Raw genomic sequence first — 24,419 nt, forward strand, 5'->3', positions numbered from 1 at the left:
GCGATAAGGTCTTTTCTTAGGGCTTCAGCCCTTAGAAAAGCCAATCAGGCTCTGCGTGACTAACCATCAGCGGAGGATGAAGGAAAACCCCCACTGATGGAAGTCTACTTTATAAGATTTAGTGTGTGGTTGTTTTATAGAAGGAATGAAAGGAGTGGATATATATATGAATTTTCTATTCTAAAAGATATATTATTGTGATAAAGTATTCATAACAGAAAAACAAATGTATTTTCCAGGAGGACTACAACTATGAAAAAGCCCGGACTATTACCGAAAATTATTATTGCGATTGCTCTTGGTATTGTTGTCGGTAGTTTTTCACCAGAGTGGTTGGTGAGAGTATTTGCAACATTTAACGGAATTTTTGGTAACTTTTTAGGATTTGTCATTCCGTTTATTATTATTGGGTTTATTGCACCAGGGATAGGAAAACTCGGAAAAGGTGCGGGGAAGCTACTTGGGATCACAGCAGGTATGGCTTACCTTTTCACTATTGTTTCTGGGATATTCGCGTTCTTTGTAAGCTATAATATTCTTCCATCGTTTATTTCAGGCCAACAAATGACGAATGCTGAAAACCCAGAGGCATTTCTACAATCAGCATTTTTTGTGATTGAAATGCCTCCAGTTATGCAAGTGATGAGTGCATTGATCCTTGCTTTTATTATTGGGATTGGTTTAGCCTCTATTAAAGGAAACACGTTACAAAATGTGTTTGAGGATTTTCAAATTATTGTTGAAAAACTTATTAAAATAGTTATTATTCCATTATTGCCTTATCATATTTTTGGTATCTTTACGAACATGACATACGGTGGTCAAGTTCAATCGATACTATCTGTATTTTTAAAAGTATTTGTTTTGATTATTGTCATGCATTTAGTGATGCTTGTCCTTCAATATACGGCAGGTGGTGCGGCTCAAAAGAAAAATCCTTTTTCGCTGTTAAAAACAATGGCACCTGCATACTTTACAGCTATCGGTACACAGTCATCGGCGGCTACGATTCCTGTTACACTTGGGCAAGTGAAGAAAACTGGTGTACAAGCTAAAATAGCTGATTTTACGGTTCCATTATTGGCAACTGTTCATTTATCAGGGAGTACGATTACCCTTGTTACTTGTTCAATGGCGGTTATGCTATTGAATGGAGGAAACCCAACTGCTGGATCATATATTCCATTCATCCTTATGTTAGGTGTTACAATGGTTGCAGCACCAGGTGTTCCTGGTGGTGCTGTAGTGGCAGCTTTAGGGATTATGGAAACGATGCTTGGCTTTGACCCAACGATGCTGTCTCTTATGATGGCTCTATACTTGGCTCAAGATAGCTTTGGAACAGCAACAAATGTAACAGGTGATGGAGCACTTACGATGCTCGTTGATAAAATTAGTCCAAAAAAATCACCTGAAATAGAGCAAACGCAACAAACAGGATAAACTAAAAAAGTAAGAGAACCGACTGATTACAAGTCGGTCTTTTACTTTTTTAGAGCTATTGTTTTTTATTTAAGTTTTCCTGAGCCATTCTTACGAGTTCCTTCACCATTTGCCCTCCTAATCTTCCACCAACTTTTCCGGCTTGCTCAGATGTCAGTTGACCGTTATAGCCATTTTTTAAAGGAACGCCAATTTCTTCTGCCACTTCAAATTTTGCTTCTTCAGATGTATTTGTGCCTGCTACTTTGGCCTTTAAATTATCAAGTCCTTTTCGAGCTTCAGGTACAAGAATCTTGTTTCGATTTCTTCCTGTCATCATCATCACTCCTTATTTTAGAGTGTCCTAAAATAGAAAAAAAGATCATACAATATTTATGCATTTCTATACCTCATCTATGCTTAAATGTCTTTGTTACTTGAAAGAATAAAATAGGCGTTGTTATTCGAATCTAAATAATTGACAATTTTGTGAATTTTTATTAGGATAACTACAAATATAGAAATATTCAAAATAAAAATCGCTTATCTAGAGAGGTGTAGGGGCTGGCCTGATGAAACCTCAGCAACCACATGATTCTTTTGTATGGTGCTAATTCCAGCAGGGCTCAGCTTTGGGAGATAAGAAGAGAAGTCTTTATTCAAAAAGGATCTCTTCTAAAGTAGACGATGACAATAAGAGGAAGGGGAATTTTTATGAATTTGAAAGAGGCTAATTTGAATATCGATGATTATTTGGATTTGTATCTTCTTGCGGGAAGTTTAGAAGACCAAACATGGCAGGATGAAATGATGAAGAAGCTACAAAATTTTCAAAATGAACCCGTACAAGATCCAGCTTTAGAAATAGATAACCTCTGGAAAGAATATAAAAAGGTGAATATTGAACTTCTTGATCTTTATCATCAATTGCGAAATCAAGCTTCAAATAAAGAGTTACATAAAAAAGCGGAAGTTCTAAAGAAACAACGTATGTCCTTAAGTCGCAAGATTTATTCCGAGGAAAAGAAATCTAAACATCATAATTCTTGATTAAAATGTTAACGCTTTCAAGGATGAATAGCATGTTTATTTCATATAAATTTGGAAGATAAACGAAGGAACAGTCTTCTAATATATTTTTGTACAATAGTATTTCTTTATGTGTGAATGGGTTCATGCAATGGAAGAAAAGGTTTCTAAAAATCTACGTAAAACATTTGGAATAGGTTTATATTTCCGTTATAATATAATTGAAATTTTTATTTTAATAGTTAAATCATTTCTTTTTTAGTTAGAAGGAGTTGAGTTGAGAATGGCGAGTACGAGCGTAGAGAGTAAAGGCTATTTTGGGGAATTTGGTGGGAGTTTTATTCCTGAAAATCTTCAAAAAGTAATGAATAGGATCGAGGAACAGTTTTTGCTATTTAAGGATGATCCTGATTTCCTAAAAGAATTAAACTATTATCTAAAAGAATATATTGGGAGAGAAAATCCACTTACTTTTGCTGAAAATTTAACAAAACAAATTGGTGGAGCAAAAATCTATTTAAAAAGAGAAGATTTAAATCATACAGGTGCCCATAAAATTAATAACGCTCTTGGACAAATTCTATTAGCAAAACGGATGGGGATAAAACGAATCATTGCTGAAACAGGTGCTGGGCAGCATGGAGTCGCAACAGCTACTGCATGTGCGATGTTCGGGATGGAATGTGTCATTTACATGGGGAAAGTGGATACAGAACGACAAGAGCTCAATGTATTTCGTATGGAATTGCTTGGTGCAAAAGTAGTTCCGGTTGAAAAGGGACAAGGTCGTTTAAAAGATGCGGTCGATGAGGCATTAAATGACTTAATTGAAAACTATGAAACGACTTTCTATCTAATCGGTTCTGCTGTCGGACCACATCCATACCCAACGATTGTGAAACATTTTCAATCCATTATTAGTTTAGAATCGAAACGTCAAATTCTTGAAAAAGAAGGAAAATTGCCTACTGCTGTTATTGCTTGTGCAGGTGGCGGTAGTAATGCAATCGGTGCCTTTGCTTATTATATCGAGGAAGAAAATGTTCGCTTAATTGGTGTTGAGCCAGCAGAAGCTCCTACTATGTCTGAAGGTGTTCCAGCTGTTCTACATGGTTATAAAAGTTATACCTTATTAGATGAAAAAGGTGAACCAAAACCCGTATTCTCGATTGCTGCTGGACTAGATTATCCGGGCGTGGGACCTGAGCATAGTTTCTTAAAAGCGAGCGGAAGAGGAGAATATGTATCAGTAACGGGACAAGAGGCATTAGAAGCTTTTAAAATGTTATCGAAAGTAGAAGGGATTATTCCCGCATTAGAGAGTTCTCATGCCATTGCCTATGGAGTTAAATTAGCGAAAGAACTATCACAAGATGATGTACTAATCATTAATTTATCTGGTCGTGGCGATAAAGATGTTGATCAAGTACATGAAATGTTGAAGAGATAAGGCTGTTCTTTGAAGGGATTTGTGAGAGTCTATCTAGTGGGTAGGCGTTTTCATGGGAAAATCGAAAAGGGATTCGTCCCACTATGATCGTAATGATTAAAAAAAATTAAAAAGTTTGCTTGTAATATATTGATTTCTGAGATAGAATACTTATGAAATTAAAATAATTCAATTAGTTAGAATATTCACTAGGGGATCCCTTGATAAGGGCTGAGAATAAAGTAGTTACTTTTAAACCCTCATAACCTGACCAGGTTCGTACCTGCGTAGGGAAGTGGCGCAATAACTTTCTTGCGCTTGTTTGTTGATACACAACTAACAAACCACTTTCCTATTTTGGAGAGTGGTTTTTTTATATAGAAAATCATACTCCGAAGGTTTTAGAGAATGTTTAATTTAGGAAGAAGGTGCTTTAAGTGGCATTTTAATTTCCTTACAAGGAGAGAGAATACGTGAAACTTATGGCTGTAACAGACAATTTGCATTCGGTTAGCGATCTAGCTTCCATGATTATTAGAATAAAAGATATCGTCGATTTTGTTCAGATACGTGAAAAAACAAAAAGTGTTCAAGAAATGATTCTATTACTAGAACAATTAAAAGATGCTGGGGTCAAAAAGGAGAAAATCATCATAAATGATCGATTGGATCTTGCATTACTGATGAATATTCCTAACCTTCATTTACCGGAACACGGTCTTCCGGTTAGAAAGGTAAAAGAGCATTTTCCACATTTGCGAATTGGAAGATCTGTTCATTCCTTAGACAAAGCGAAGGAAGCGGAAAGAGATGGTGTCGATTATGTGGTATTTGGCCATTGTTTTGAAACGAATAGTAAAAAGGGAAAGAGCCCCAATGGCATTGATCCAATCGGTGAAATGAAAAAAGAGCTACAGATACCGGTTTATGCAATCGGTGGCATATCGGTAGACAAAATAGGCGCGTTACGACAAGTGAAAGCAGATGGAATAGCCATTATGTCAGGTATCTTTTCAGCAAAGGAACCGGTAGCATCAACAAAACAATTTAACGAGGCGATAAATAGTGAAAACGAATTATGAGGTAGTTGTTATAGGTGGCGGTATTATCGGTTGCTCGATTGCCTATTATTTAGCGAAAGAAAACGTCGATGTGGCGCTTTTTGAAGGAAGACAGATTGGTAGTAAATCAACTGGAGCTGCTGCTGGAATGCTTGGTGCTCATTCTGAGTGTGACGGTGATTTTGATGTCTTCTTTCCGTTTGCTAGAAGCAGTCAACGAGCCTATGCCCAGCTTAAAGAGGAATTGAGAGAGCTAAGCGGAATCGATATGGAGTATAGAAAAGGAGGGATTTTAAAGCTAGCCTTCACGGAAACTGATAAAAAGAATCTCAATTCTATGATTTCGCAACCGACTGTGAAATGGTTGGAAGCGGAAGTTGTGAGGAACAGTGAATCCACTATTACCCCCAATCTACTAGGTGCGGCATTTATTGAGGACGATGTTAATGTTGTACCTACTAGGGTTTGCCAAAGTTTTGCGAAAAGTGCTGGAGTGCTGGGGGCGTCCATTTTTGAATATACGCATGTAATAGATATTCAAAAGAAAGAAAAGAGCTTTTTGATCCAAACAACAACAGGTCAATTTGAAGCGAAGCATGTTGTTGTCGCAAATGGGGTTTGGAGTACTTCCTTTTTTGAGCAGTCAGGATTAAATCATCAACTTGTACCGGTAAAAGGAGAGTGCCTATCTGTTTATGATGAAAAGGCTACCTTGAAACATACGTTATTTCATGAGCAGTGTTACATTGTTCCTCGAAATAATGGAAAGCTTGTCATTGGTGCGACTATGATTGAAAATGACTGGAATGAAAGAGTTAGCCTTGGTGGGGTTGAGTCTTTGATTGCAAAGGCGAAAACGATGCTTCCAGCTATTTCTGACATGAAGCTAGATTCTTTTTGGGCAGGACTTCGTCCGCAAACGTTTGATCAAAAGCCATTTATTGGACACCATCCTGAAGAAGAAGGCATTTTATTTGCGACAGGGCATTATCGAAATGGGATCTTGCTTGCTCCAGCAACGGGACAAATGATTACTGATCTTATTTTGAAAAGAGAAATAAAAAAAGAATGGGTGGAGGCCTTTAAAATTGATCGCCGCCAACCATCGTATGTTTAGGAAGTGAAACTTAAATGTCCATTGTATTAAACGGGAAAAATGTTGTGCTACCAGAGGAAGTAACCTCGATACAAAGGTTGCTCACTCATTACGATTTGGAAAACCGAATTGTTGTCGTTGAATTAAACAAGGAAATTATTTTAAAAGAACAATATGAAACCATGAATCTATCACATGGGGATAGAGTAGAAATTATCCATTTTGTAGGAGGAGGATGAACATGTTAAAAATAGCCAATCAAACATTTAACTCAAACCTTTTATTAGGAACAGGGAAATATCCATCATTTGACATTCAAAAGAAAGCAGTCGAGGTATCTGAATCGGAAATCTTAACGTTTGCCGTTAGAAGGATGAATATTTTTGAAGAACATCAGCCGAACTTTCTTGAACAACTGGATTTATCCAAATATACGCTTCTTCCAAATACAGCTGGAGCGAAAACTGCTGAAGAGGCCGTAAGAATTGCAAAACTAGCAAAAGCTTCAGGTTTATGTGACATGATTAAGGTAGAAGTCATTGGTGATGATCGATCGCTTTTACCTGATCCGATTGAAACATTGAAAGCATCTGAGATTCTGTTAGAAGAAGGATTTATTGTTTTGCCATACACGTCTGATGATGTCGTATTAGCCAAACGGCTTGAAGATCTTGGTGTACATGCGATTATGCCTGGTGCTTCACCAATTGGTTCAGGAAAGGGGATTTTAAATCCACTAAACTTAAAGTTTATTATTGAACAGTCGTCTGTTCCAGTTATTGTAGATGCGGGCATCGGTTCTCCAAAGGATGTGGCTTACGCGATGGAGCTTGGAGCAGATGGGGTTTTACTTAATACAGCTGTTTCTGGAGCAAAAGATCCTGTGAAGATGGCTCTTGCCATGAAGTTGGCCATAGAAGCTGGGACTCTTGGCTTTGAAGCAGGTAGAATTGAAGAGAAAGAGTATGCGGTAGCGAGTAGCCCAACAACCGGGATGGTGACATCTTGACGAATCGGTACTCAAGACAGGAACTATTTTTAGGAAGTAAGACACAAGCAAGGGTACAAGATGCCAGTGTTATCATTATCGGAGCAGGAGCACTTGGATCGGCTAGTGCAGAAATGCTGGCGAGAGCAGGGATTGGTAGGCTCACGATTGTGGATCGAGATTATGTAGAATGGAGTAATTTGCAAAGGCAGCAGTTATATATAGAAGAAGATGCAAAGGAAAAACTGCCGAAAGCAATTGCTGCCAAACAAAGGCTAGAACAAATCAATAGTGAAATTACCATCAACAGTTTGGTTGTCGATGTTCATGGTCTTAATATTGAAGAACTAATTAAAGATCATTCTGTAATTGTAGATGCTACCGATAATTTTGAAACAAGGTTGATTGTCAATGATGCCGCTGTGAAACAAGGTATTCCTTTTATTATAGGGGCGTGTGTTTCTAGTTATGGACTATCTTTTCCGATTATTCCGGGAGAAACTCCTTGTTTACATTGTTTAATGAACCATTTGCCAATGGATGGGATGACCTGTGATACGGTCGGTGTGATTAGTCCAATCGTTCAGGTGATTGCTGCTTTTCAGGTCACACAAGTTTTGCGGCTTTTTGCTGGTGAAAACCTGTTACCTATCATGCAATCGATTGATATTTGGAAAAGTGAAAAAGCAGAGATCAACGTGGCACGTTTAAAAAATAAACATTGTCCAACCTGTGGTGAGGATGCAACCTATCCTTATTTATCTTTTGAAAATCAAACGAAAACAGATGTTTTATGCGGGAGAGATGCAGTTCAGCTTAGGCCGGGGGGATCAAAGACTCTTTCACTTGAGCGTTTAGTAGAAAGCTTGCAAGGAGTTATAACCAATTTGATCGTGAATCCTTATCTACTCTCATGTACTTATGAAGATTATCGAGTTGTGTTATTTAAAGACGGACGTACCATCATTCATGGTACAAATGATCCGAAAAGAGCTCGAACAATCTATAATCGATTGATACAACATTAAGGGGAGAGTTCCCTCAGTACTTTAAAATACTGAGGGAATTGTCTTTTTTTTCGTCTATTTTCCATATTCTTTGAGTTTTCCCTATTAATGTTTCATAGACTTTTTAAAAAATTATAAAAATATAGTAATATTTTATTTAAGGATTTTATGCATAAACACTTTAATGCGGTAGGGTAATAGAAGTATAGCTTTTTAAAGTAATGATGAATGAAGATTTGTTATCAAATAATCTTATTAACTTTTATTCTAGACTAATTGAAACAATGGACGAAAAATTACTGAAAAGGGAATTGCCCATGCACCTTTTACTGAGAGTTTACATGATTTAGTAAAGGAAAAAGATAAACTGTGAAAGGTGAACATTTGGTAAACCTAATAAAAAATAAAAAACATCCCTTTTCATTTGAAAAGGGATGTTTTTTCGCTTGATTAAGCTTCACTTATCTTGGATTTATACGTATCAAATTCTTCTTGAACTTCTTGCGAAGGAGCTTTGCCAAGAAGACTTACAATGATAATGGCTATGGCTGCAAACAAGAAGCCTGGTGCAAGTTCATATATATCGAAAAGACCTCCTGAAAGTTGCTTCCAAACAATCACCGTCACAGCACCAACAATGACACCAGCAAGAGCGCCATTTCTTGTCATACGTTTCCAGAACAGACTAAGGATAATAACGGGTCCAAAGGCTGCTCCAAATCCAGCCCATGCGTAACTAACAAGTTCTAACACTTTACTTTCTGGATTGAACCCTAGTAAAATAGCAATGATAGCAATCCCAAAAACAGCAATTCTACCAACAATCATTTCTTCTTTTTTGGAAGCGTTTCTTCTGAAAATTGATTTATAAAAATCATTAGCTAAAGCACTAGAAGAAACGAGTAATTGTGAGTCAACTGTACTCATGATTGCTGATAGAATGGCTGCGAGTAAAAATCCAGCTACCCATGGATTAAATAAAACTTGAGAAAACATAATAAAGGCTGTTTCAGAGTTGGCTAGAGGTGCATCAGCAAAGTAGGCAATACCTGCAAAACCAACAAAGACTGCTCCAAACAAGGAAAGAATCATCCAAAGCATTCCAATTAAACGTGCTTTAGGGACGTCTTTCGTTGACTTTAATCCCATAAATCGAACAAGAATATGTGGCTGACCAAAATAGCCAAGTCCCCAAGCTAATAAAGAAATAACCCCTATAGCTGTGGCTCCTGAATATACATTTAAGTATGAAGTATCGATACTTCCAATTTGTTGAACCATTTCATTCCATCCACCTAGCTCACTGATCGCTACCATTGGGATGATAATTAGGGCTAAAAACATTAATATTCCTTGAATAAAATCTGTCCAGCTTGCCGCAAGGAAGCCCCCGAAAAGAGTGTAGGATAGGATCACGGCTGCCCCAACCCATAATGCAACTTTATAATCCATTCCAAATGAACTCTCTAATAAAATAGCTCCACCTACAAGACTAGAAGATGTATAGAAAGTGAAGAATACGAGAATAACAATGGCAGAGACGACACGGAGAATTTTTGAATGATCACGAAAGCGATTTTCAAAAAAGTCCGGGACGGTTATGGAATCATTTGACACTTCCGTGTATACTCGTAATGGTTTAGCAACAAACTGCCAATTAAGATAAGCACCGATGGCTAATCCAATAGGGAGCCAAATCTCGCTCATTCCACCTACATACATGGCTCCAGGTAGTCCGAGCATTAACCATCCACTCATATCCGATGAACCTGCACTTAATGCTGCAACTCCCGCACCAAGACGTCGACCACCAAGCACATAATCGGTCAAATTTTTGGTCATTCTTGAAGCTAGAATACCAATGATTAACATTCCAACTAAATAAATAATAACTGCAATTAACGTAGGTACGTTTATATCCATTTTTATACATCCTCTCCTTTATCAATAGAATAAGTAACACTTTTTTTGTTTTCAGTAAAATAAGTAATGATCGATAGCACGATTAACAATGGCATTGGAATTAGTAGCCAAGCCCATGTTGCTGCAGTGAGAGCAAACTCTTCCATACTGTCACCCCCTTTCAAGTATATAGAAACAAATCATACTAAAGCCATTTTTTGATTTATCACAGATCCTAAATGAAATTAGTATAATACTTATCCCTATTTATAGAATATTGCAATTATTACAAAAAAATAATTGCGTACAGAGCCGCAGTTATTTTTTTGTTTTCTAATATATTAGGAGATTCCCAGTATAATTTAAACGGTAATAGGAACGTCTGAATGACAAACAAAAAGATTGATATCCATAACGGAGGGAGGATTGCTTGTTCCGTCTGATCCTTGTTTCGTTAGTTGCTCTAATTCTTCTGTTGAAAAATTAACAACTCCACATCCAATTTCATTTCCATAAGTATCAATAATTCGAATAACCGCACCTTTTTCAAACTGACCATCTACTTGGTAAATACCAGATGGTAGTAAGCTTTGTTTATTCTCAATCATTCGTTTTTTTGCTAAATGATCAATGATGATTTCTCCTTCAGGTCGTGAATTGAAGGCAATCCATTTTTTCTTTTGATTCAAATTAATTGAAGGTGTTTCTGTTTTAAAATAAGATCCTTTTGCCTTTCCAGAAACAGCATCAACGACAATATTTTCTGTGCTGGCATTTCCTAAAAATGTGGCAATATTTGAAGCCATAGCGATTTTGACTGCCTCGATTTTTGACTTCATTCCACCTGTCCCTACTGCACTTCCTGAACCACCCGCAGCTGCTTCTATTTCAGGAGTAATTTCATCGACATGTTCCAATAATTTGGCATGAGCATGTTTTGTAGGATCTGCACTATACAGTCCGTCTATATCTGATAAAATGACTAACTGATCAGAATCCACTAATCCAGCTACCTTAGCAGAGAGTGTATCATTATCTCCAAACTTTAAACGATCAACTGTGACCGTATCATTCTCATTGACAATTGGGATAATTCCTCTTTCTAATAATACGTTCAATGTATTTCGTACATTTTTATAGCGATCTTCATCTAAAAAATCACTTCTTGTAATTAATATTTGCGATGCTACATATCCATGTGATAAAAACAGTTTTGAATAAGACTCCATTAATAACCCTTGGCCGATTGAAGCAGCAGCCTGTTTTTCGGGTAATGAGCTTGGGCGTTTAAGACAGCCAAGTTTACGGTATCCTGCTGCAACAGCACCAGATGACACGAGGACAACTTCATGACCTAGGTCTTTTAAATAAACAACTTCATCGACCAATTTTTCCAATTTTTTCAGACTGATTTCACCATGGCGACTTGTTAACGAACTGCTACCAATCTTAATTACTACCCTCTGTTTACTTTTGTCAGGGGTCAATACGATCACTCCAGTATTTGTTTTTTTGTGATAAACTAACTGAGACCTTGTAAAGCTTTATTAGTTAATTCACAGGTAATATAGTGTTTATTGCGGTTTAGAATGCTTAAACGATATAGAATATACTAGGTTGATAGTGATAAAAAATGACTATTTTATCACTAATGTTTGATCTTTGGTTGTCATTGATTTTTCTAGTTGCGTGCTAATCTCTTTTGATCGATCGGCAGCATTTTTTATTGCCTCGGAAATAGCTAGCCCGCCACCATTCATCTCGAGTGCTGCTAGTCCTGCAGCGGTTGTGCCGTTTGGTGATGTGACATTCTCTCTTAGAATAGTAGGTGTTTCACCTTGTTCTTGTATCATTTTCGCAGCTCCCAATATGGTTTGGGCAATGATTTGACGCGCTGTTTCTTCCGTTAAGCCACCATCTATTCCTGTTTTTTCCATGTGCTCCATTAGGTAATAAAAGTATGCTGGGCCACTTCCTGCAATCCCTGTGAAAATATCCATTTGCTCTTCGGGGATTGTGTATACCTTCCCAATAGATTGGAGTAATTCATTGGCAATTAGCATATTTTGTTCGGAAGTATAGGTTCCAGAAGAAATAGCTGTAGCAGATTCTCCGATCATACTAGAGGTATTCGGCATAACTCGAATTACTTGTTGTCCTGATGGCACATGCTGTTCGATAAATGAGGTCGTAATACCAGCTAAAACAGACAGAATTAATTGATGTGGTTGAAGTGAATCTTGAATGGATTGTAAAGCCGTTTCTGCGTCTTTTGGTTTCATTGCGAGGACAATCATATCGATGTTATCGAAGTTTAAGTTTTCTTTTATTACCCCGTTTATTCCATAAGCTTTTTCAAGCTCTTGTAGTCGGTCCTTGTTGCTTCGATTAGAAACAGTAATTTGATCTAGTGGGACCTTTCCAGCGGTTACAATCCCTGAAATCATGGCTTCAGCCATAGATCCGGCACCTATAAATACAATATTTTTATCACTTAACATGTAATCTCTCCCAATGTTCGTATTTTTGTTCTTATTTTTACTAATGTCCTTATACTACCAGTGTATATAATCAATATCAAGGAATATTAGGAAAGTTATGTGTAATCGACTCAATTAGTGAGGATGAGTGAAAACGGTTAGTGTTAAATAGCTATAATCAGCTCTCAAGACCAAATATCATCGTATAGCATGATATTTGGAAGATTTTTTATCAAAAAAAAGCCTTGGCCGGAAAAGGGGGTCAAGACTTTTTTGACTTTTTAAAGGTTAAGACGGAGCTTTTCACCAATCCTTCTTTTGCGATAAAGCATCATACCCGTTTCAGCGATATCATTCACAGCTGAGCGATTGATAAATGCGCCGAATATAAGTCCAGCAATGGGAATCATTTGAAAAAGCTTTTTCCAACCCATCTGGTCTCGATAAGAAAAAACAACTTCACGCCAGCCTTGCAATTCAGACAAGACTTCTCTTTTAGCAGCATCATTAGAATCATCGAAATGAGATAATTGGTTAAGAATCGCTTGTTTACCAACGATGTCAGCAGACACAAATTGTAGACATTTTACAATGAATAAGCGTTCGTTTTTCTCATTTGGATCGTAGCCGTAACATATGGCAATATCTTGCAAGGTTTTTAATTGCATGCCAAGTAGGAGAGGGATATCGATGGTTAGTGTGAAAATACCACCAAGTCCAGTACCAGCACCTTGAATGGTCGCAAGCTTTTTTCGATTCCCTGTTAGTTTTTTAACTGTTTGATCCATGGTAGAGAGAGGTAGTTTTGCCGCTTCATCTAACGTATGCTGTGCTAAGTCAGGATAATAGGAAGAAAGTGATGATACGGAGCTTAAGTAACTCCCACCGGTTTGAACATACTGACCAAGTTCATCAATAAGTACCCCGATTTTTTTTTGAATAAAATTAGGAGTCCATTTATCGATGAGTTTGAATGGTAATCGCCCAAGCTTCTCCCAGAACCATAAATCACTTTGATCCTTTTCCCAATCTTCTACTTTTTTTAATTCTTCTTTTAAGTATTCCCTAGAATCAGTCAACTGTATGTTCTCCTCTTTAATAGAATACTTATTCATACGGGAACCTAAGGGGAAAAGTTTCATCCTTTCACTTCTATTAGTTTATAGTACATACCCTAACTCTTTTAACTGAACTTTGAATTTGAAATTGAAAGAAGGGAGGATGATACTTTTAAATAAGTGAGTTTATCTAACCTAAATAGGTCTTTGAATAAGAATATACATGGAGGAGCATTATAATAGAAAGAGGCCGAACTAGAAGTGGCTCAGCCTCCATAGTAAATTATTCGGCTTCTTCTTCAGTTTGGTTTTCTTCTGTTTCAGTTCCCTCATTACTACATCCAGCGGCAACACTTATTAACATAAAAGACGCCATTAATATTAAAACCCATTGCTTCATTTTTCTCATATTTGTTTTGCCTCCTTTCTCCTTTTTAGTATAGTTGCAAGATTAGTATACAGGCTTTTCAGTAAAATCAAATGCTATTTTCTGACTTTTTACAATCATTAATCATTTCTTAGTACCTATTTTACATTATTTTTAAATAGTTATTGAAAATATTTGTTTTACTTTTAGGATGGTAGGTCTAAATGGCTTGGGTTTTTGCTTAATAGGTCATTTTCATGAACTCTCCCTGATTTTTAACATTTATTTTACAATTAAGCATATTGCTCATTTCTTTGTTCTTTAATTACACTGTCGTAGTGCATGAGAAGAGTGTTAAAAATATGATCCCATCGTTGCGATAACGCGAACTTCCTTCCGTCCATTCCCATTTGCCATCGTAAGCTATCGTGGGTTAAAAGGTGAATGATGGCTTTTGTAAATGGTAGAACTTCGCTAGGCTCACATAAAGTACCGGTAATCCCGTCATGTATGATATTTTTTACTCCACCTGAGTTTGCCCCTATAACGGGAGTTCCACTTGCGAGAGCTTCTAGAACAACATTTCCAAATGTTTCAGTAGGGGAAGGAAATACAAATAGATCTGATGAACAGTAAACTTTTGCTAATTCATTTCCTTTTAAATAGCCAGTAAAAGTCACATTTTTGGGTGCTTTGCTCTCAAGGTCTTTACGTAGAGGACCATCTCCAACGAATAACCATTGGATGTCTTTATTTATTTCAGATGGGATAGATTTAGTCACAGCAAGAAGTGTATCGATATCTTTCTCAGGTGCTAACCTGCCAACATATGAAAGTAAATATTTTTTTGAAATCCCATACTTTTCACGAATAGCTTTTTTTTCATAATGCGGGTGGAAGAGTTGACAATCCACGCCACGAGGCCATATTTCTAAGTTTCGAAAATTACGGTGCTTTAGTTGTTTGAGTGTTTCTTTCGAGGGAACAAAAAGCTTTTGAAAAGGACCGTGGAACCAGTTCATGTATTTCCAAACCAATTTAGATAAAAATTGCAGATCGTAATAATGTAAATAATGCTCAAAATCTGTATGATAGGAACCGACAAGTGGAATGTTTCGTTTCTTTGCATAATAGACACCACAAAGACCTATGTTAAACGGGGTTGCGACATGGATCAAATCGGGAGAGAAATTCTGCAATTCTTCTTTTATTTGCAATAGGTTTGGTAGTGCTAAACGACATTCAGGGTATAAGAAAAAGGAAAGACTCTCAAAACGGTGAATATGATTGGAAACATACTCATTAGAAATGGTCTTAGGCGCAAAAACTTGAAAGGATATGTTTTGCTCCTGTAAATAATCAGTAAACCTCTTTAGCGTACGAGCTACTCCATTTATCTCTGGATAAAAGGTATCTGTGAAAATAGCAATCTTCATGAGCCCACCCCCTCAAGATGATCCAAACAGAAGCTAAACTTAACCTATTAAAAAGAAGCAACATGCACCTATACTCGTTCCAAGTAACCCACCAGCCATAACATCTGAAGGATAATGAAGTCCTAAGTAAATTCTTGATAAACCGATAAAAATCCCTAAGGGAATGAGAATAAAAGAAAGAGACGGTAAAAATAGGACAAAAGGAATAATGACTGAAAAGATAGCAGTTGTATGACCCGATGGAAAAGAATGATCTTTCAGTGGATTTGATGGAACGTTTGTTTTTTCTATAGTCAAATAAGGTCTTTTTCGTGGAAAGAGCTTTTTAACGAACTGTACAGGTAGATGACTGATCGCTAAGGCAAATGCACTTGAAATGGCGGTTAGTTTTGTTTGATCGGTAGAAAAAAGAATGAGTAGGATCGTTGATATAATTGTAAATACAGCACCTCCGATATGTGTAATTGATCGAAAAAAAAGATTTAGTATTTTTTTATCAAAATGACGGTTTACTTCTTTAAATATTCGACATTCAAAATGGTAGAAATCTAATAGAATTTTAGGCACTTTTTACACTCCTTTACACATTCGTGATGAAATAAAATATACTCTTTCATTTTAGATTCATGTTGTTTAGCAAATACGAAAGGAATGTTAATTTTCCGATAAGTTTTGCCTTTGTATTATAGGACAGAGTTTTTAGACGTTACTTTCTCTATTTAAAAGTGTCCAAGAAGGCCTACCGATGGATACATAATGAATAGAGTGCTTTTGAATCTCGTGTAAAGAGAGGCAATTGCGTCCATCAATGATAACGGGTTCCTTCATATATAATTCATACAAATGTAAGGGGAAAAGTTTAATTTGATCCCATTCTGTTGCAATAATGGTTAGCTCGCTATCTAAAAGTGCTTCTTGAATACTATCTGTATAGGAGAGATGGTACCCTAATACTTTCTGTGCATTCGGAATAGCAATTGGATCATAGGCTGTTACTAAGGCACCCTCTCTTAGTAATTCTTTAATAATTTTTAAGGAAGCTGCTTCCCGAATATCGTCTGTCTTAGGCTTAAAAGAAAGACCGAGTACGGTAACTTTTTTTCCTAATAACGAACCAAGCATTTCTTTTGCTTTTTTAACAGGAAGGGATTGTTGACGATTATTGACTTTAATGACAGCGTTTAATAGTTCGAATGAATGCTGAACATTTCCAGCAAGTTTGGCGAGAGCTTTCGTATCTTTTGGAAAACAAGATCCACCGTAACCAATTCCAGCTTGAAGAAAATGAGGTCCAATTCGTTTGTCTTTGCCAATGCCGTTTGCGACTTCGTCGATATTGGCACCGACCTTTTCACAAAGAGCAGCAATTTCATTAATGAAACTTATTTTTGTTGCCAAAAAGGCATTAGAAGCGTATTTAATCATTTCGGCACTACGTATATCTGTTTTGATAATCGGTATATTGAGGGGGAGATATAGTTGTTCAATCACAGTGGCTACTTCAAGATTGTCGGCACCAATGACAATGCGCTCACCTTGATAGAAATCAAATATAGCAGAGCCTTCACGAAGGAATTCAGGGTTGGAGATTACCGCTGTATGAAGATAAGGAAGTTTGTTACGATCAATTATTTGTTTAATTCGCTCGTTCGTTCCAACAGGAACCGTACTTTTTGTACATATCATTACATCATTTTCAATATGTTTGGCTACGGTATAGGCTACGTTTTCAATATATTGTAAGTCGACAGTCCCATCTTCTTTTTCAGGTGTTCCAACTGTAATAAAAATAATGTCTGTTCGTGTATAGGCATCATGAGAGCTTGTCGTGAAATGCAAACGTCCATCTTTTAAGTTTTTTTGTAAAAGCGGCTCAAGCTCAGGTTCATAAATGGGAGAACGGCCTGTTTTTAGCATTTCGATTTTACTTTTATGAATATCGATACAAGTCACTTGATACCCCAAATCTGCTAAACAAACACCTGTTACTAACCCGACATACCCAGTCCCAGCAACTGTAATCCTCATACAATCCCTCCTGTAAAATAAGTGTATTCACTCTTAGTTTATTAGGAGAAATCTTGTCTTATCTTGTTGTAGTGTTAAAAGAGTGTAAAGAAATTATGAGGGTGTTTTTTGAAAAAAGAAAAGTTTTAAAGTGAATTGAAAAAAAGGCTCCTGTTGAAATTAGACTAGAGTCTTGTTTTTTATCAAAAAAATATAAAATCTCTTTCTTGGTATAGGGATATGAGTTGTATTATTTTCGGAAAAAGCAGTTGTAAGTGACCGAATGAACTAGGTTAATGAGAGCAGTGAGTTCCTCGAGGTGCACTGTGACAAATGTGACATATGAAATAGGCAGTTTCTTTTATAATGAACAAGTAACCATAAAAAAGAAATTTGTAAAAAAATCTGTGAAGTCAGGTGATATACAATGCAACGAGTAGGGCATCCACATGGACATCCCCATGGAAAAGTAATTGATTATCATATAAATCCATTTATTGTTATTTGGGAAGTGACACGAGCTTGCAAGCTTAAGTGTGTTCACTGTCGAGCAGACGCACAATTAACGCCTGATCACCGTGAATTATCACATGAGGAAGGACTTAAACTCATTGATGAAATTTATGAGATGGATAATCCCATGCTTGTGTTCACAGGTGGGGATTGCATGTTAAGAGAAGATTTATTTGAACTTGCCGATTATGCAATTAAAAAAGGTATGCGTGTTTCGATGACGCCAAGTGCAACTTCGAATGTAACAAAAGAGAAGATGCAGCGAGCAAAAAAAGTAGGGCTCGCGCGTTGGGGCTTTAGTCTCGATGCTCCGATCGCGGAAGTTCATGATCAATTTCGCGGAACATCAGGGTCGTTTGATCTTACGATTGAAAAAGTAAAATATTTAAATGAATTAAATATGCCATTGCAAATAAACACCGTTATTTCTCGCTATAATTATGATCAATTAGAGGAAATGGCTCAATTAATGGCTGATCTTAAAGTCGTGATGTGGTATATTTTCTTTCTTGTGCCAACCGGTAGAGGACAGATGGAGGATTGTCTTACACCTGCTGAACATGAAAAAGTATTCCGTTGGCTGTATGAATTGAGTAAAACAGCCCCTTATGATATAAAAACAACAGCCGCCCAACATTATCGAAGAGTCGTATTACAACAAAAAATGCGGGAGCATAAAATTGCCAATGGTGAAATTCATTATGAAGATTCAATTACAACAGATACGGCTTCCATGAAGGACGGGTTAAAGCGCGCGCCAAAAGGAGTAAATGACGGAAGTGGCTTTGCATTTATATCCCACATTGGTGATGTGTTACCAAGTGGTTTATTGCCCATAAAAGCAGGGAACGTCAGAGAGACTCCACTCGCTAAAATTTATCGTGAAGCAAAAGTATTTAAAGATTTAAGACAACCAGATCATTATAAAGGTAAATGTGGTGTTTGTGAATATCGCTATATTTGTGGGGGATCTCGTTCAAGAACTTATGCGGTAACAGGAGATTACATGGAAAGTGAACCTTTCTGTGTCTATATTCCAGAGGAATTAAGAAATAAGAAAACAGCTCTATAAGGCATTTTCTATAGTAGAGAAAGGCATTTTTAATGAAAATGTCTTTTTTTATCTGGAAGAAAAGGGAATAATAAAAGAATATCGGAAGAAATGAACCCTATATAAGTCTTATTACTTCCTATTTTTTTCGATGATTTTGAGAGGACAAGTGGTTAGGTCATGAAAACAGAATTACAATCCAAACGATTAACCCTTATACAAACCGAAAATCAGCATGCATCTGAGTTATTCGTATTTTGGACTGATCCAGACGTTACGAGATTTATGAATATGGATTTGGTTTCTACAATTGATGAAGTGATGGACATGATCACTCTTTCCAATAGATTAGCAGAAATAAACCAAGCTATTCGATACACGATGCTCATAAGAAATACGAATGAAATTATTGGAAGCTGTGGGTTTAATTATATTGATTTTGAAAATGGAAGAGCTGAAATTGGGTATGATTTAGGAAAAGGTTATTGGGGGGAAGGTTATGGTTCAGAGGCTGTATGGACTTTAATAGACTATTGGTTTCATGTCTTAGGTATGAATCGAGTCGAAGCAAAAGTAGATCCGGAAAATAGTCAATCCATAAAGCTATTAGAAAAAGTAGGATTTCAATTTGAAGGACGTCTTCGTCAATCTGAAAAGTCTAAAGAGGAATATAAGGATGTTATGATGTATTCAAAACTGAAAAGTGACCCTAACATCATACTCTAATAAAAAAGCAAAAAAGGAGTGGAGGCTCCTTTTTTGCTTTTGTTAATTCCCTAAAAGATCAGCAACAATCTCGAATGAATGTAAACGAGCACTATGATCATAAATTTGTCCATTGACCATGATTTCGTCGGCTTGAGTTTCTTTGATGAATTTTTCTAGTTTTGCTTTTACAGTCTCAGGACCGCCAATGATTGATCCTCCGAGTCTTTGCTGGATGATAGCTTGTTCATAATCGCTACAGATTTCATTCATATTATTGACAGGAGGTTGTAAGAATCCTCGTTTATTTCGAATGATCCCCAAATGATGTTGCTGTAAGGTGGTTGATAGCTTTTGCGCTTCATCATCATGGTCAGCAGCAACCACATTGACACAGACGATTGCGTACGGTTTATCAAGTACAGATGATGGACGGAAACTATTTCGGTATAAGGCAAGAGCAGGTAATGTGTTTTCTGGTGAGAAATGACTAGCAAACGAAAATGGAAGACCAAGATGTCCTGCTAGTTGTGCACTATAACCGCTCGAACCTAATAGCCAGATCGGAATGGATAACCCTTCACCAGGGATGGCCCTCACAGGCATTTGCCCTGAAGTGTTCTGTGGTTGAAAGTAAGCGCGTAGTTCTGCTAATTGTTCAGGGAAATCTTCTCCACCACTTCTTCGATCACGCCTTAAGGCATGGGCAGTCAACTGATCTGTTCCAGGTGCGCGCCCAAGACCAAGATCGATTCGTTCTGGAAACATGGATTCAAGCGTCCCAAACTGTTCAGCAATGACAAGCGGAGCATGATTGGGAAGCATGATCCCGCCAGAACCAACTCGAATCGTTGATGTATGTGCAGCGACATGTCCGATTAACACAGAGGTTGCCGAACTCGCAATACCGGGCATATTATGATGTTCTGCCATCCAATATCGTTTATATCCCCATTCTTCAACATGTTTAGCTAAATCAACGGTATTCTTAAATGAATCTGTTGCCGTATGCCCCTTTAGAATAGGTGACAAATCCAGCACAGAATAAGGTAGATCACGAAGATGTTTTTTTTCTGTATTCGACATTCCTTCAACTTCTTTCTATAGTAATAATAAATAGACTTCTTACTATCTTGTATATGATTATTCTATCAATTGTTTCTATTATGTCAAAACAATATGAACTAATTAAATAGGTAGATGAGATGAAAAGAAATAGGTCTGCTCACTTGGATAGAGTCTCTAGATCAATTAAGGTCTGTATATATAACTGTCAAAAGAGGGATTAAGCTTGGTTATATGAATTATTTAAAATAAATAAAATTTTTTTGGATTTTAAGCCGGTATTCAATAAAATCATTATAGCGTTATGGATGAAATATATATCGAATCCTTGAAAATAGGATCGAAAAATAAGAATCACGGCGAACAGTTCTATTGCTCGCCGTGATTCTTATTTAACTATTCTTTAATAGAGTAGGGTTTTAAAAAAATGAATTCCTCAAAGAAATCTATACAAGAGTAGACTTCTTTGAGGGACGGTTTATACTTATTTTACAACATAATCAAGTAAAGAATGAGCACCTTTATCACTTATTGTAGTTGGAGGGAACGTACATAAATCAAATGGGTAATCTGATCCCGAAACAACTCGATCTTCGCCAACAGTTTTAACAAGGAAGTCGATACTATCTTGATTCCATAGAACATTATCATACCAAAAGCGACTTAAGTATTCAGAAGGAGGAGCTTGTAAATTGGAAGAGACGAGCTCCCATTGCTCATAGCCCTTATCTAATCTTCCTATTTGGTATGGAAGGAATCCTCCTCCATGAGCAAATAGAATTTTAACATCCGGATATTGATCCACTAGGCCGCTCAATAGTAAATCTGTTGCACAAACAGTTGTTTCCCAAGGTACTCCAACTAGATTAGGCATCATTCTTCTCTTTAAGCGAGGATCTTCGCTTAATAATGGATGAATGAAAAGAATGGCCTTCAGCCTGTTAGCTTCTTCGAAAAAAGGTTTGAAAAATGAATCTGATAGCATATGTTGAGCTAATCCAGGTCCGATAATAGCACCTTTTAATCCAAGCTTCATGGCTTCATTTAGTGCTTGTGCTGCCTTTACAGGGTTTGTTAATGGTACAGTTGCAAGAGCTGAAAGTTTTTCAGGAGTCTTTTTAATTAACTGAGCAAGTGATTGGTTATAGAGACTGGAAAACTCAGTACTAATGTCTAATGGAAAATCATACATGAAAAGCTGTGGAACGGGAGACACGATCGAGTGGGTAACACCAGCCTGTTCCTGCTCTTGTAGGTAAAGTTCAGAATTGATAAAGGAATCTTTTAATTCAAATCCCCATTTTTCATTAACAACGAGAAAATCTTCTTTATTTTCCTCTTTATTAATCCATCTAGCATTTACTTTATTTTTATTTTCCTTTAACCAATTGAGAACCTCTGTTGGGATAAAATGAGTATGAAAATCATGCATGTCAATCCACTCCTTATTGTTGTTAGTTTTAATCTATTTTTTCTTATATTTAAGTTTTGTAGAAAAATTAAATCCTATATTGAAAGCGTATTCTTTGTTTTGAATTTTGAAAATGTTTATTATGTAGTCTATTTATTCCTCCTTCTATTAAACTCGTAAATGTATGTTAAGTGAATATTTACTTTATATAAGGATACTATACACCAAAAATATTATTTTGAAAAGTAAATATTCTAAAAATTTTAAAAAGAGTATATAGTCTGCCTTTAATTTATTAATTAAATAGAATTATTGCTTCTAAAATGTTAAGTGATTGAACAATCATGTATTAAAAAAGGATGACATAGTAGAGTCATCCTTTTTGGAGGTTCTGGCCGGCTATCCCTTCTAATTTCAAGAAAAATTGAGTGACTGTTTCACTATATTCATTTAAAGGTTCATGACCGATTAAATCCTTGTCATTCAATAAAAAATGGAGGACACTTTCGACAATATGTTTGCGTGGGGAGGGGGCATGAATGAGTTCATCTTGTACAAAATCGATCATCTCCCAATATTTAGTTCGTTCAGTTTCGTCGATTATATTCTCACGAATGGCCGTCATTAATGTTAAATGAGACTTTTTAAGTTTGATTTTTAATGGATCGATTGTCTTGTCGCAATTAGGAAGAAATTGATCCATTAGGTAAGGATTTAGCAGTTGCTCACCACTTTCTGAAAGGTCCTCAACCAACTTAATTAATCGATTCACACAAAAGCGAATAATGGGGGTTGGGTTACTCTCATCCTTCTTATCCATATAGTAAAAACGAGAACTTTGTTGTAGTATGCTTATAAACATAATCGAACAATCAAAAAGAATAGGCTTTTTTTCCTTACCAAAAATATCAATTAAACGATTGTACAACCATTTGATCTGAATAAACTCTTGTTGCTGGAGAAAGCGAATGAGATCAGGCTCTTTTGAGAGAAAGACTTCATTAAAAAGAAAAAACATTTTATTTCTTCGGTTTTTCCTTATATTAACGGCTAATTGTTTAATGAAAATCTCAATATCTGAAGGATCATGTCCAATTAAAATCTCATTTCGCTCTTTGTCAAGTTCTAATTGTAAATTTTTAAATATAGCGGTAAGAAGTTCGCTTTTTGAGGCAAAATAATTATAAAAGGTACCTTTTGAAATTCCACTACTGTCTAATATATCTTGGATCGAAGTTGATTGATAACCTTTATCCACAAATAATTTATGTGCTGTTTTAATGACACGTTGTTTCCGATCGTTCACTCTCTCCCCCCATTTCATTATGACTGCAATTGAACTGCTAGTTAAAAATATAGTACCTTAATTATACATAGCTGACAAATTGAACATAGAGTTTATTGTAGTCTTAATAATGGAATAATAATGAAAAAACTGTTTAGTTTTAAGTTGAATATTTCCCTACTATAATAAAATACAGAATTCTTTCGGGGGATAGAGATGAATATGAGAAAAAAACGAAATGACAAATTCCATTTAATAATGGTTGTCATCGGATCATTGATTATTAGTGGTGCCTTTAATTTATTTTTTATTCCACATAATATATTAAGTGGTGGTTTAAGTGGAATTGCGATCATGCTAGGTTTGATTACACCGTTTCATACGGGATTGTTAAACTTTATTTTAAATCTACCCTTGCTTATTATTGGAATATATAAGTTAGGGAAACGATTTATCTGTTATACCATTGTATCCGTACTGGCGACGTCGGTTGGACTGTACTTCATTCCTATTGTGCCAATTTCTTCTGAGCCGATTTTATCTTCCATTTTTGGTGGTGTGATCAGCGGAATTGGCATTGCTATGATTTTTCGTGCATCTGGATCTTCAGGTGGAATGGATATCATTGCTCTTCTTTTGACGAAAAAAAGGGATCTGCCATTAGGGACCATTCTTTCAGGGTTGAACGCTATTGTTGTTGTTGTTTCGGGTTTTATCTTTGGATGGGATGCTGCTTTACATACACTGGTTGGGATATACGCAACAGGAAAGGTTGTTGATGCGATTCATACGAAGCACATTAAGTTGACGCTTATGATTGTGACGCAAAAAGGGGATGAAATAAAGGGGAAAATGCTTGCTAACCTTTATCGTGGCATTACGATTATGGATGGACAAGGAGCCTATTCAGGTGAACAGCGAAAGATATTAATGACAGTTATTACGCGGTATCAGTTAACAGATGTGAAATTATTAATTAATGAAATTGATCCCCATGCCTTTGTTAATATAACCGAAACGAAGGAAGTCCTAGGTGCATTTGATAGAAATTAATAAAAAGCGCAATGGACTGCATACTTTCCCAATAAAAAACAACAAGAGCTAATC

24 protein-coding genes and 2 riboswitches are annotated in these 24,419 nt (G+C 36.4%); of the genes, 11 read left to right on the plus strand and 13 right to left on the minus strand.

All coding sequences use genetic code 11. From position 1 onward, the window contains the following. Nucleotides 1-252: 252 nt before the first annotated feature. Nucleotides 253-1,443, plus strand: a complete 1,191-nt coding sequence (locus JMM81_RS08735) for a dicarboxylate/amino acid:cation symporter (protein WP_256241179.1) — start codon at nt 253-255, stop codon at nt 1,441-1,443. 55 nt (nt 1,444-1,498) lie between these two features. Here the strand turns inward: JMM81_RS08735 and JMM81_RS08740 are convergent, their stop codons facing one another. Then, nucleotides 1,499-1,759, minus strand: coding sequence for an alpha/beta-type small acid-soluble spore protein (locus tag JMM81_RS08740; protein WP_256241180.1), 261 nt, complete (start codon nt 1,757-1,759; stop codon nt 1,499-1,501). 203 nt (nt 1,760-1,962) lie between these two features. Further along, nucleotides 1,963-2,068, plus strand: a riboswitch (SAM riboswitch). A gap of 68 nt (nt 2,069-2,136) precedes the next feature. Between JMM81_RS08740 and JMM81_RS08745 the strand changes: the two genes are divergently transcribed. The 7 genes from JMM81_RS08745 to JMM81_RS08775 all read left to right on the plus strand — a co-directional run bounded on the left by JMM81_RS08745 (nt 2,137) and on the right by JMM81_RS08775 (nt 8,053). After that, nucleotides 2,137-2,472 carry a hypothetical protein gene (locus tag JMM81_RS08745; RefSeq protein ID WP_256241181.1) on the plus strand — a complete coding sequence of 112 codons (336 nt, stop codon included), beginning with the start codon at nt 2,137-2,139 and terminating at the stop codon, nt 2,470-2,472. A 262-nt stretch (nt 2,473-2,734) separates the two neighbouring features. Beyond that, nucleotides 2,735-3,901, plus strand: coding sequence for a tryptophan synthase subunit beta (gene trpB / locus JMM81_RS08750; RefSeq protein WP_256241182.1), 1,167 nt, complete (start codon nt 2,735-2,737; stop codon nt 3,899-3,901). 180 nt (nt 3,902-4,081) lie between these two features. After that, nucleotides 4,082-4,191: riboswitch (TPP riboswitch) on the plus strand. A gap of 171 nt (nt 4,192-4,362) precedes the next feature. Further along, a complete protein-coding gene (locus JMM81_RS08755; RefSeq protein ID WP_256241313.1) occupies nt 4,363-4,962 on the plus strand; it encodes a thiamine phosphate synthase in 600 nt (199 codons plus the stop codon). Then, nucleotides 4,946-6,058, plus strand: a complete 1,113-nt coding sequence (thiO, locus tag JMM81_RS08760; protein ID WP_256241183.1) for a glycine oxidase ThiO — start codon at nt 4,946-4,948, stop codon at nt 6,056-6,058. Before JMM81_RS08755 ends, thiO begins: the two co-directional genes overlap by 17 nt. Nucleotides 6,059-6,072: 14 nt before the next feature. After that, entirely contained in the window at nt 6,073-6,276 is a 204-nt protein-coding gene (gene thiS, locus JMM81_RS08765) for a sulfur carrier protein ThiS (protein WP_256241184.1), read from the plus strand. Between the two features lie 2 nt (nt 6,277-6,278). Next, nucleotides 6,279-7,046, plus strand: coding sequence for a thiazole synthase (locus JMM81_RS08770; RefSeq protein WP_375162362.1), 768 nt, complete (start codon nt 6,279-6,281; stop codon nt 7,044-7,046). After that, nucleotides 7,043-8,053, plus strand: a complete 1,011-nt coding sequence (locus tag JMM81_RS08775) for a ThiF family adenylyltransferase (protein WP_256241186.1) — start codon at nt 7,043-7,045, stop codon at nt 8,051-8,053. The genes JMM81_RS08770 and JMM81_RS08775 overlap by 4 nt, the downstream gene beginning before the upstream one ends. Nucleotides 8,054-8,482: 429 nt before the next feature. Here JMM81_RS08775 and putP read toward each other — a convergent pair whose 3' ends face one another. The 9 genes from putP to JMM81_RS08820 form a co-directional block, all read right to left on the minus strand. Then, a complete protein-coding gene (gene putP / locus JMM81_RS08780; RefSeq protein ID WP_305367761.1) occupies nt 8,483-9,955 on the minus strand; it encodes a sodium/proline symporter PutP in 1,473 nt (490 codons plus the stop codon). A gap of 2 nt (nt 9,956-9,957) precedes the next feature. Then, on the minus strand, nt 9,958-10,101 hold the full coding sequence (locus tag JMM81_RS08785) for a hypothetical protein (RefSeq protein ID WP_256241187.1): 144 nt from the start codon (nt 10,099-10,101) through the stop codon (nt 9,958-9,960). 195 nt (nt 10,102-10,296) lie between these two features. Then, nucleotides 10,297-11,421, minus strand: coding sequence for a glutamate 5-kinase (gene proB, locus JMM81_RS08790; protein ID WP_256241188.1), 1,125 nt, complete (start codon nt 11,419-11,421; stop codon nt 10,297-10,299). A gap of 150 nt (nt 11,422-11,571) precedes the next feature. Continuing rightward, nucleotides 11,572-12,435: a pyrroline-5-carboxylate reductase gene (proC, locus tag JMM81_RS08795; protein ID WP_256241189.1), complete on the minus strand. Its 864-nt coding sequence runs from the start codon at nt 12,433-12,435 to the stop codon at nt 11,572-11,574. Nucleotides 12,436-12,695: 260 nt separating this feature from the next. Beyond that, entirely contained in the window at nt 12,696-13,529 is an 834-nt protein-coding gene (locus JMM81_RS08800; RefSeq protein ID WP_256241315.1) for an EcsC family protein, read from the minus strand. Between the two features lie 226 nt (nt 13,530-13,755). After that, nucleotides 13,756-13,881, minus strand: coding sequence for a hypothetical protein (locus tag JMM81_RS08805; RefSeq protein WP_256241190.1), 126 nt, complete (start codon nt 13,879-13,881; stop codon nt 13,756-13,758). A gap of 251 nt (nt 13,882-14,132) precedes the next feature. Next, nucleotides 14,133-15,275 (minus strand): glycosyltransferase family 4 protein, encoded by a 1,143-nt coding sequence (locus JMM81_RS08810; protein WP_256241191.1) that lies wholly within the window; start codon nt 15,273-15,275, stop codon nt 14,133-14,135. 39 nt (nt 15,276-15,314) lie between these two features. Beyond that, on the minus strand, nt 15,315-15,842 hold the full coding sequence (locus tag JMM81_RS08815; protein WP_256241192.1) for a phosphatase PAP2 family protein: 528 nt from the start codon (nt 15,840-15,842) through the stop codon (nt 15,315-15,317). Between the two features lie 132 nt (nt 15,843-15,974). Then, on the minus strand, nt 15,975-17,303 hold the full coding sequence (locus JMM81_RS08820; RefSeq protein ID WP_256241193.1) for a UDP-glucose dehydrogenase family protein: 1,329 nt from the start codon (nt 17,301-17,303) through the stop codon (nt 15,975-15,977). 406 nt (nt 17,304-17,709) lie between these two features. On the opposite strand from JMM81_RS08820, the gene JMM81_RS08825 reads away from it, so the two are divergent. Both JMM81_RS08825 and JMM81_RS08830 read left to right on the plus strand, forming a co-directional pair. Continuing rightward, nucleotides 17,710-18,867, plus strand: a complete 1,158-nt coding sequence (locus JMM81_RS08825; RefSeq protein ID WP_256241195.1) for a TIGR04053 family radical SAM/SPASM domain-containing protein — start codon at nt 17,710-17,712, stop codon at nt 18,865-18,867. Nucleotides 18,868-19,026: 159 nt separating this feature from the next. Then, a complete protein-coding gene (locus JMM81_RS08830) occupies nt 19,027-19,572 on the plus strand; it encodes a GNAT family N-acetyltransferase (protein WP_256241196.1) in 546 nt (181 codons plus the stop codon). A gap of 42 nt (nt 19,573-19,614) precedes the next feature. Here the strand turns inward: JMM81_RS08830 and JMM81_RS08835 are convergent, their stop codons facing one another. The 3 genes from JMM81_RS08835 to JMM81_RS08845 all read right to left on the minus strand — a co-directional run bounded on the left by JMM81_RS08835 (nt 19,615) and on the right by JMM81_RS08845 (nt 23,333). Beyond that, on the minus strand, nt 19,615-20,637 hold the full coding sequence (locus tag JMM81_RS08835; RefSeq protein WP_256241197.1) for an LLM class flavin-dependent oxidoreductase: 1,023 nt from the start codon (nt 20,635-20,637) through the stop codon (nt 19,615-19,617). 463 nt (nt 20,638-21,100) lie between these two features. Then, complete coding sequence (locus JMM81_RS08840) at nt 21,101-22,048, minus strand: amidohydrolase family protein (RefSeq protein WP_256241198.1); 948 nt, start codon at nt 22,046-22,048, stop codon at nt 21,101-21,103. 352 nt (nt 22,049-22,400) lie between these two features. After that, complete coding sequence (locus tag JMM81_RS08845; protein WP_256241199.1) at nt 22,401-23,333, minus strand: TetR/AcrR family transcriptional regulator; 933 nt, start codon at nt 23,331-23,333, stop codon at nt 22,401-22,403. A gap of 237 nt (nt 23,334-23,570) precedes the next feature. On the opposite strand from JMM81_RS08845, the gene JMM81_RS08850 reads away from it, so the two are divergent. Beyond that, a complete protein-coding gene (locus JMM81_RS08850) occupies nt 23,571-24,365 on the plus strand; it encodes a YitT family protein (RefSeq protein ID WP_375162365.1) in 795 nt (264 codons plus the stop codon). Nucleotides 24,366-24,419 lie beyond the last annotated feature (54 nt).

The organism is Bacillus sp. V3B (genome assembly GCF_024494465.1).
Taxonomy (GTDB): domain Bacteria; phylum Bacillota; class Bacilli; order Bacillales; family Cytobacillaceae; genus Bacillus_BD.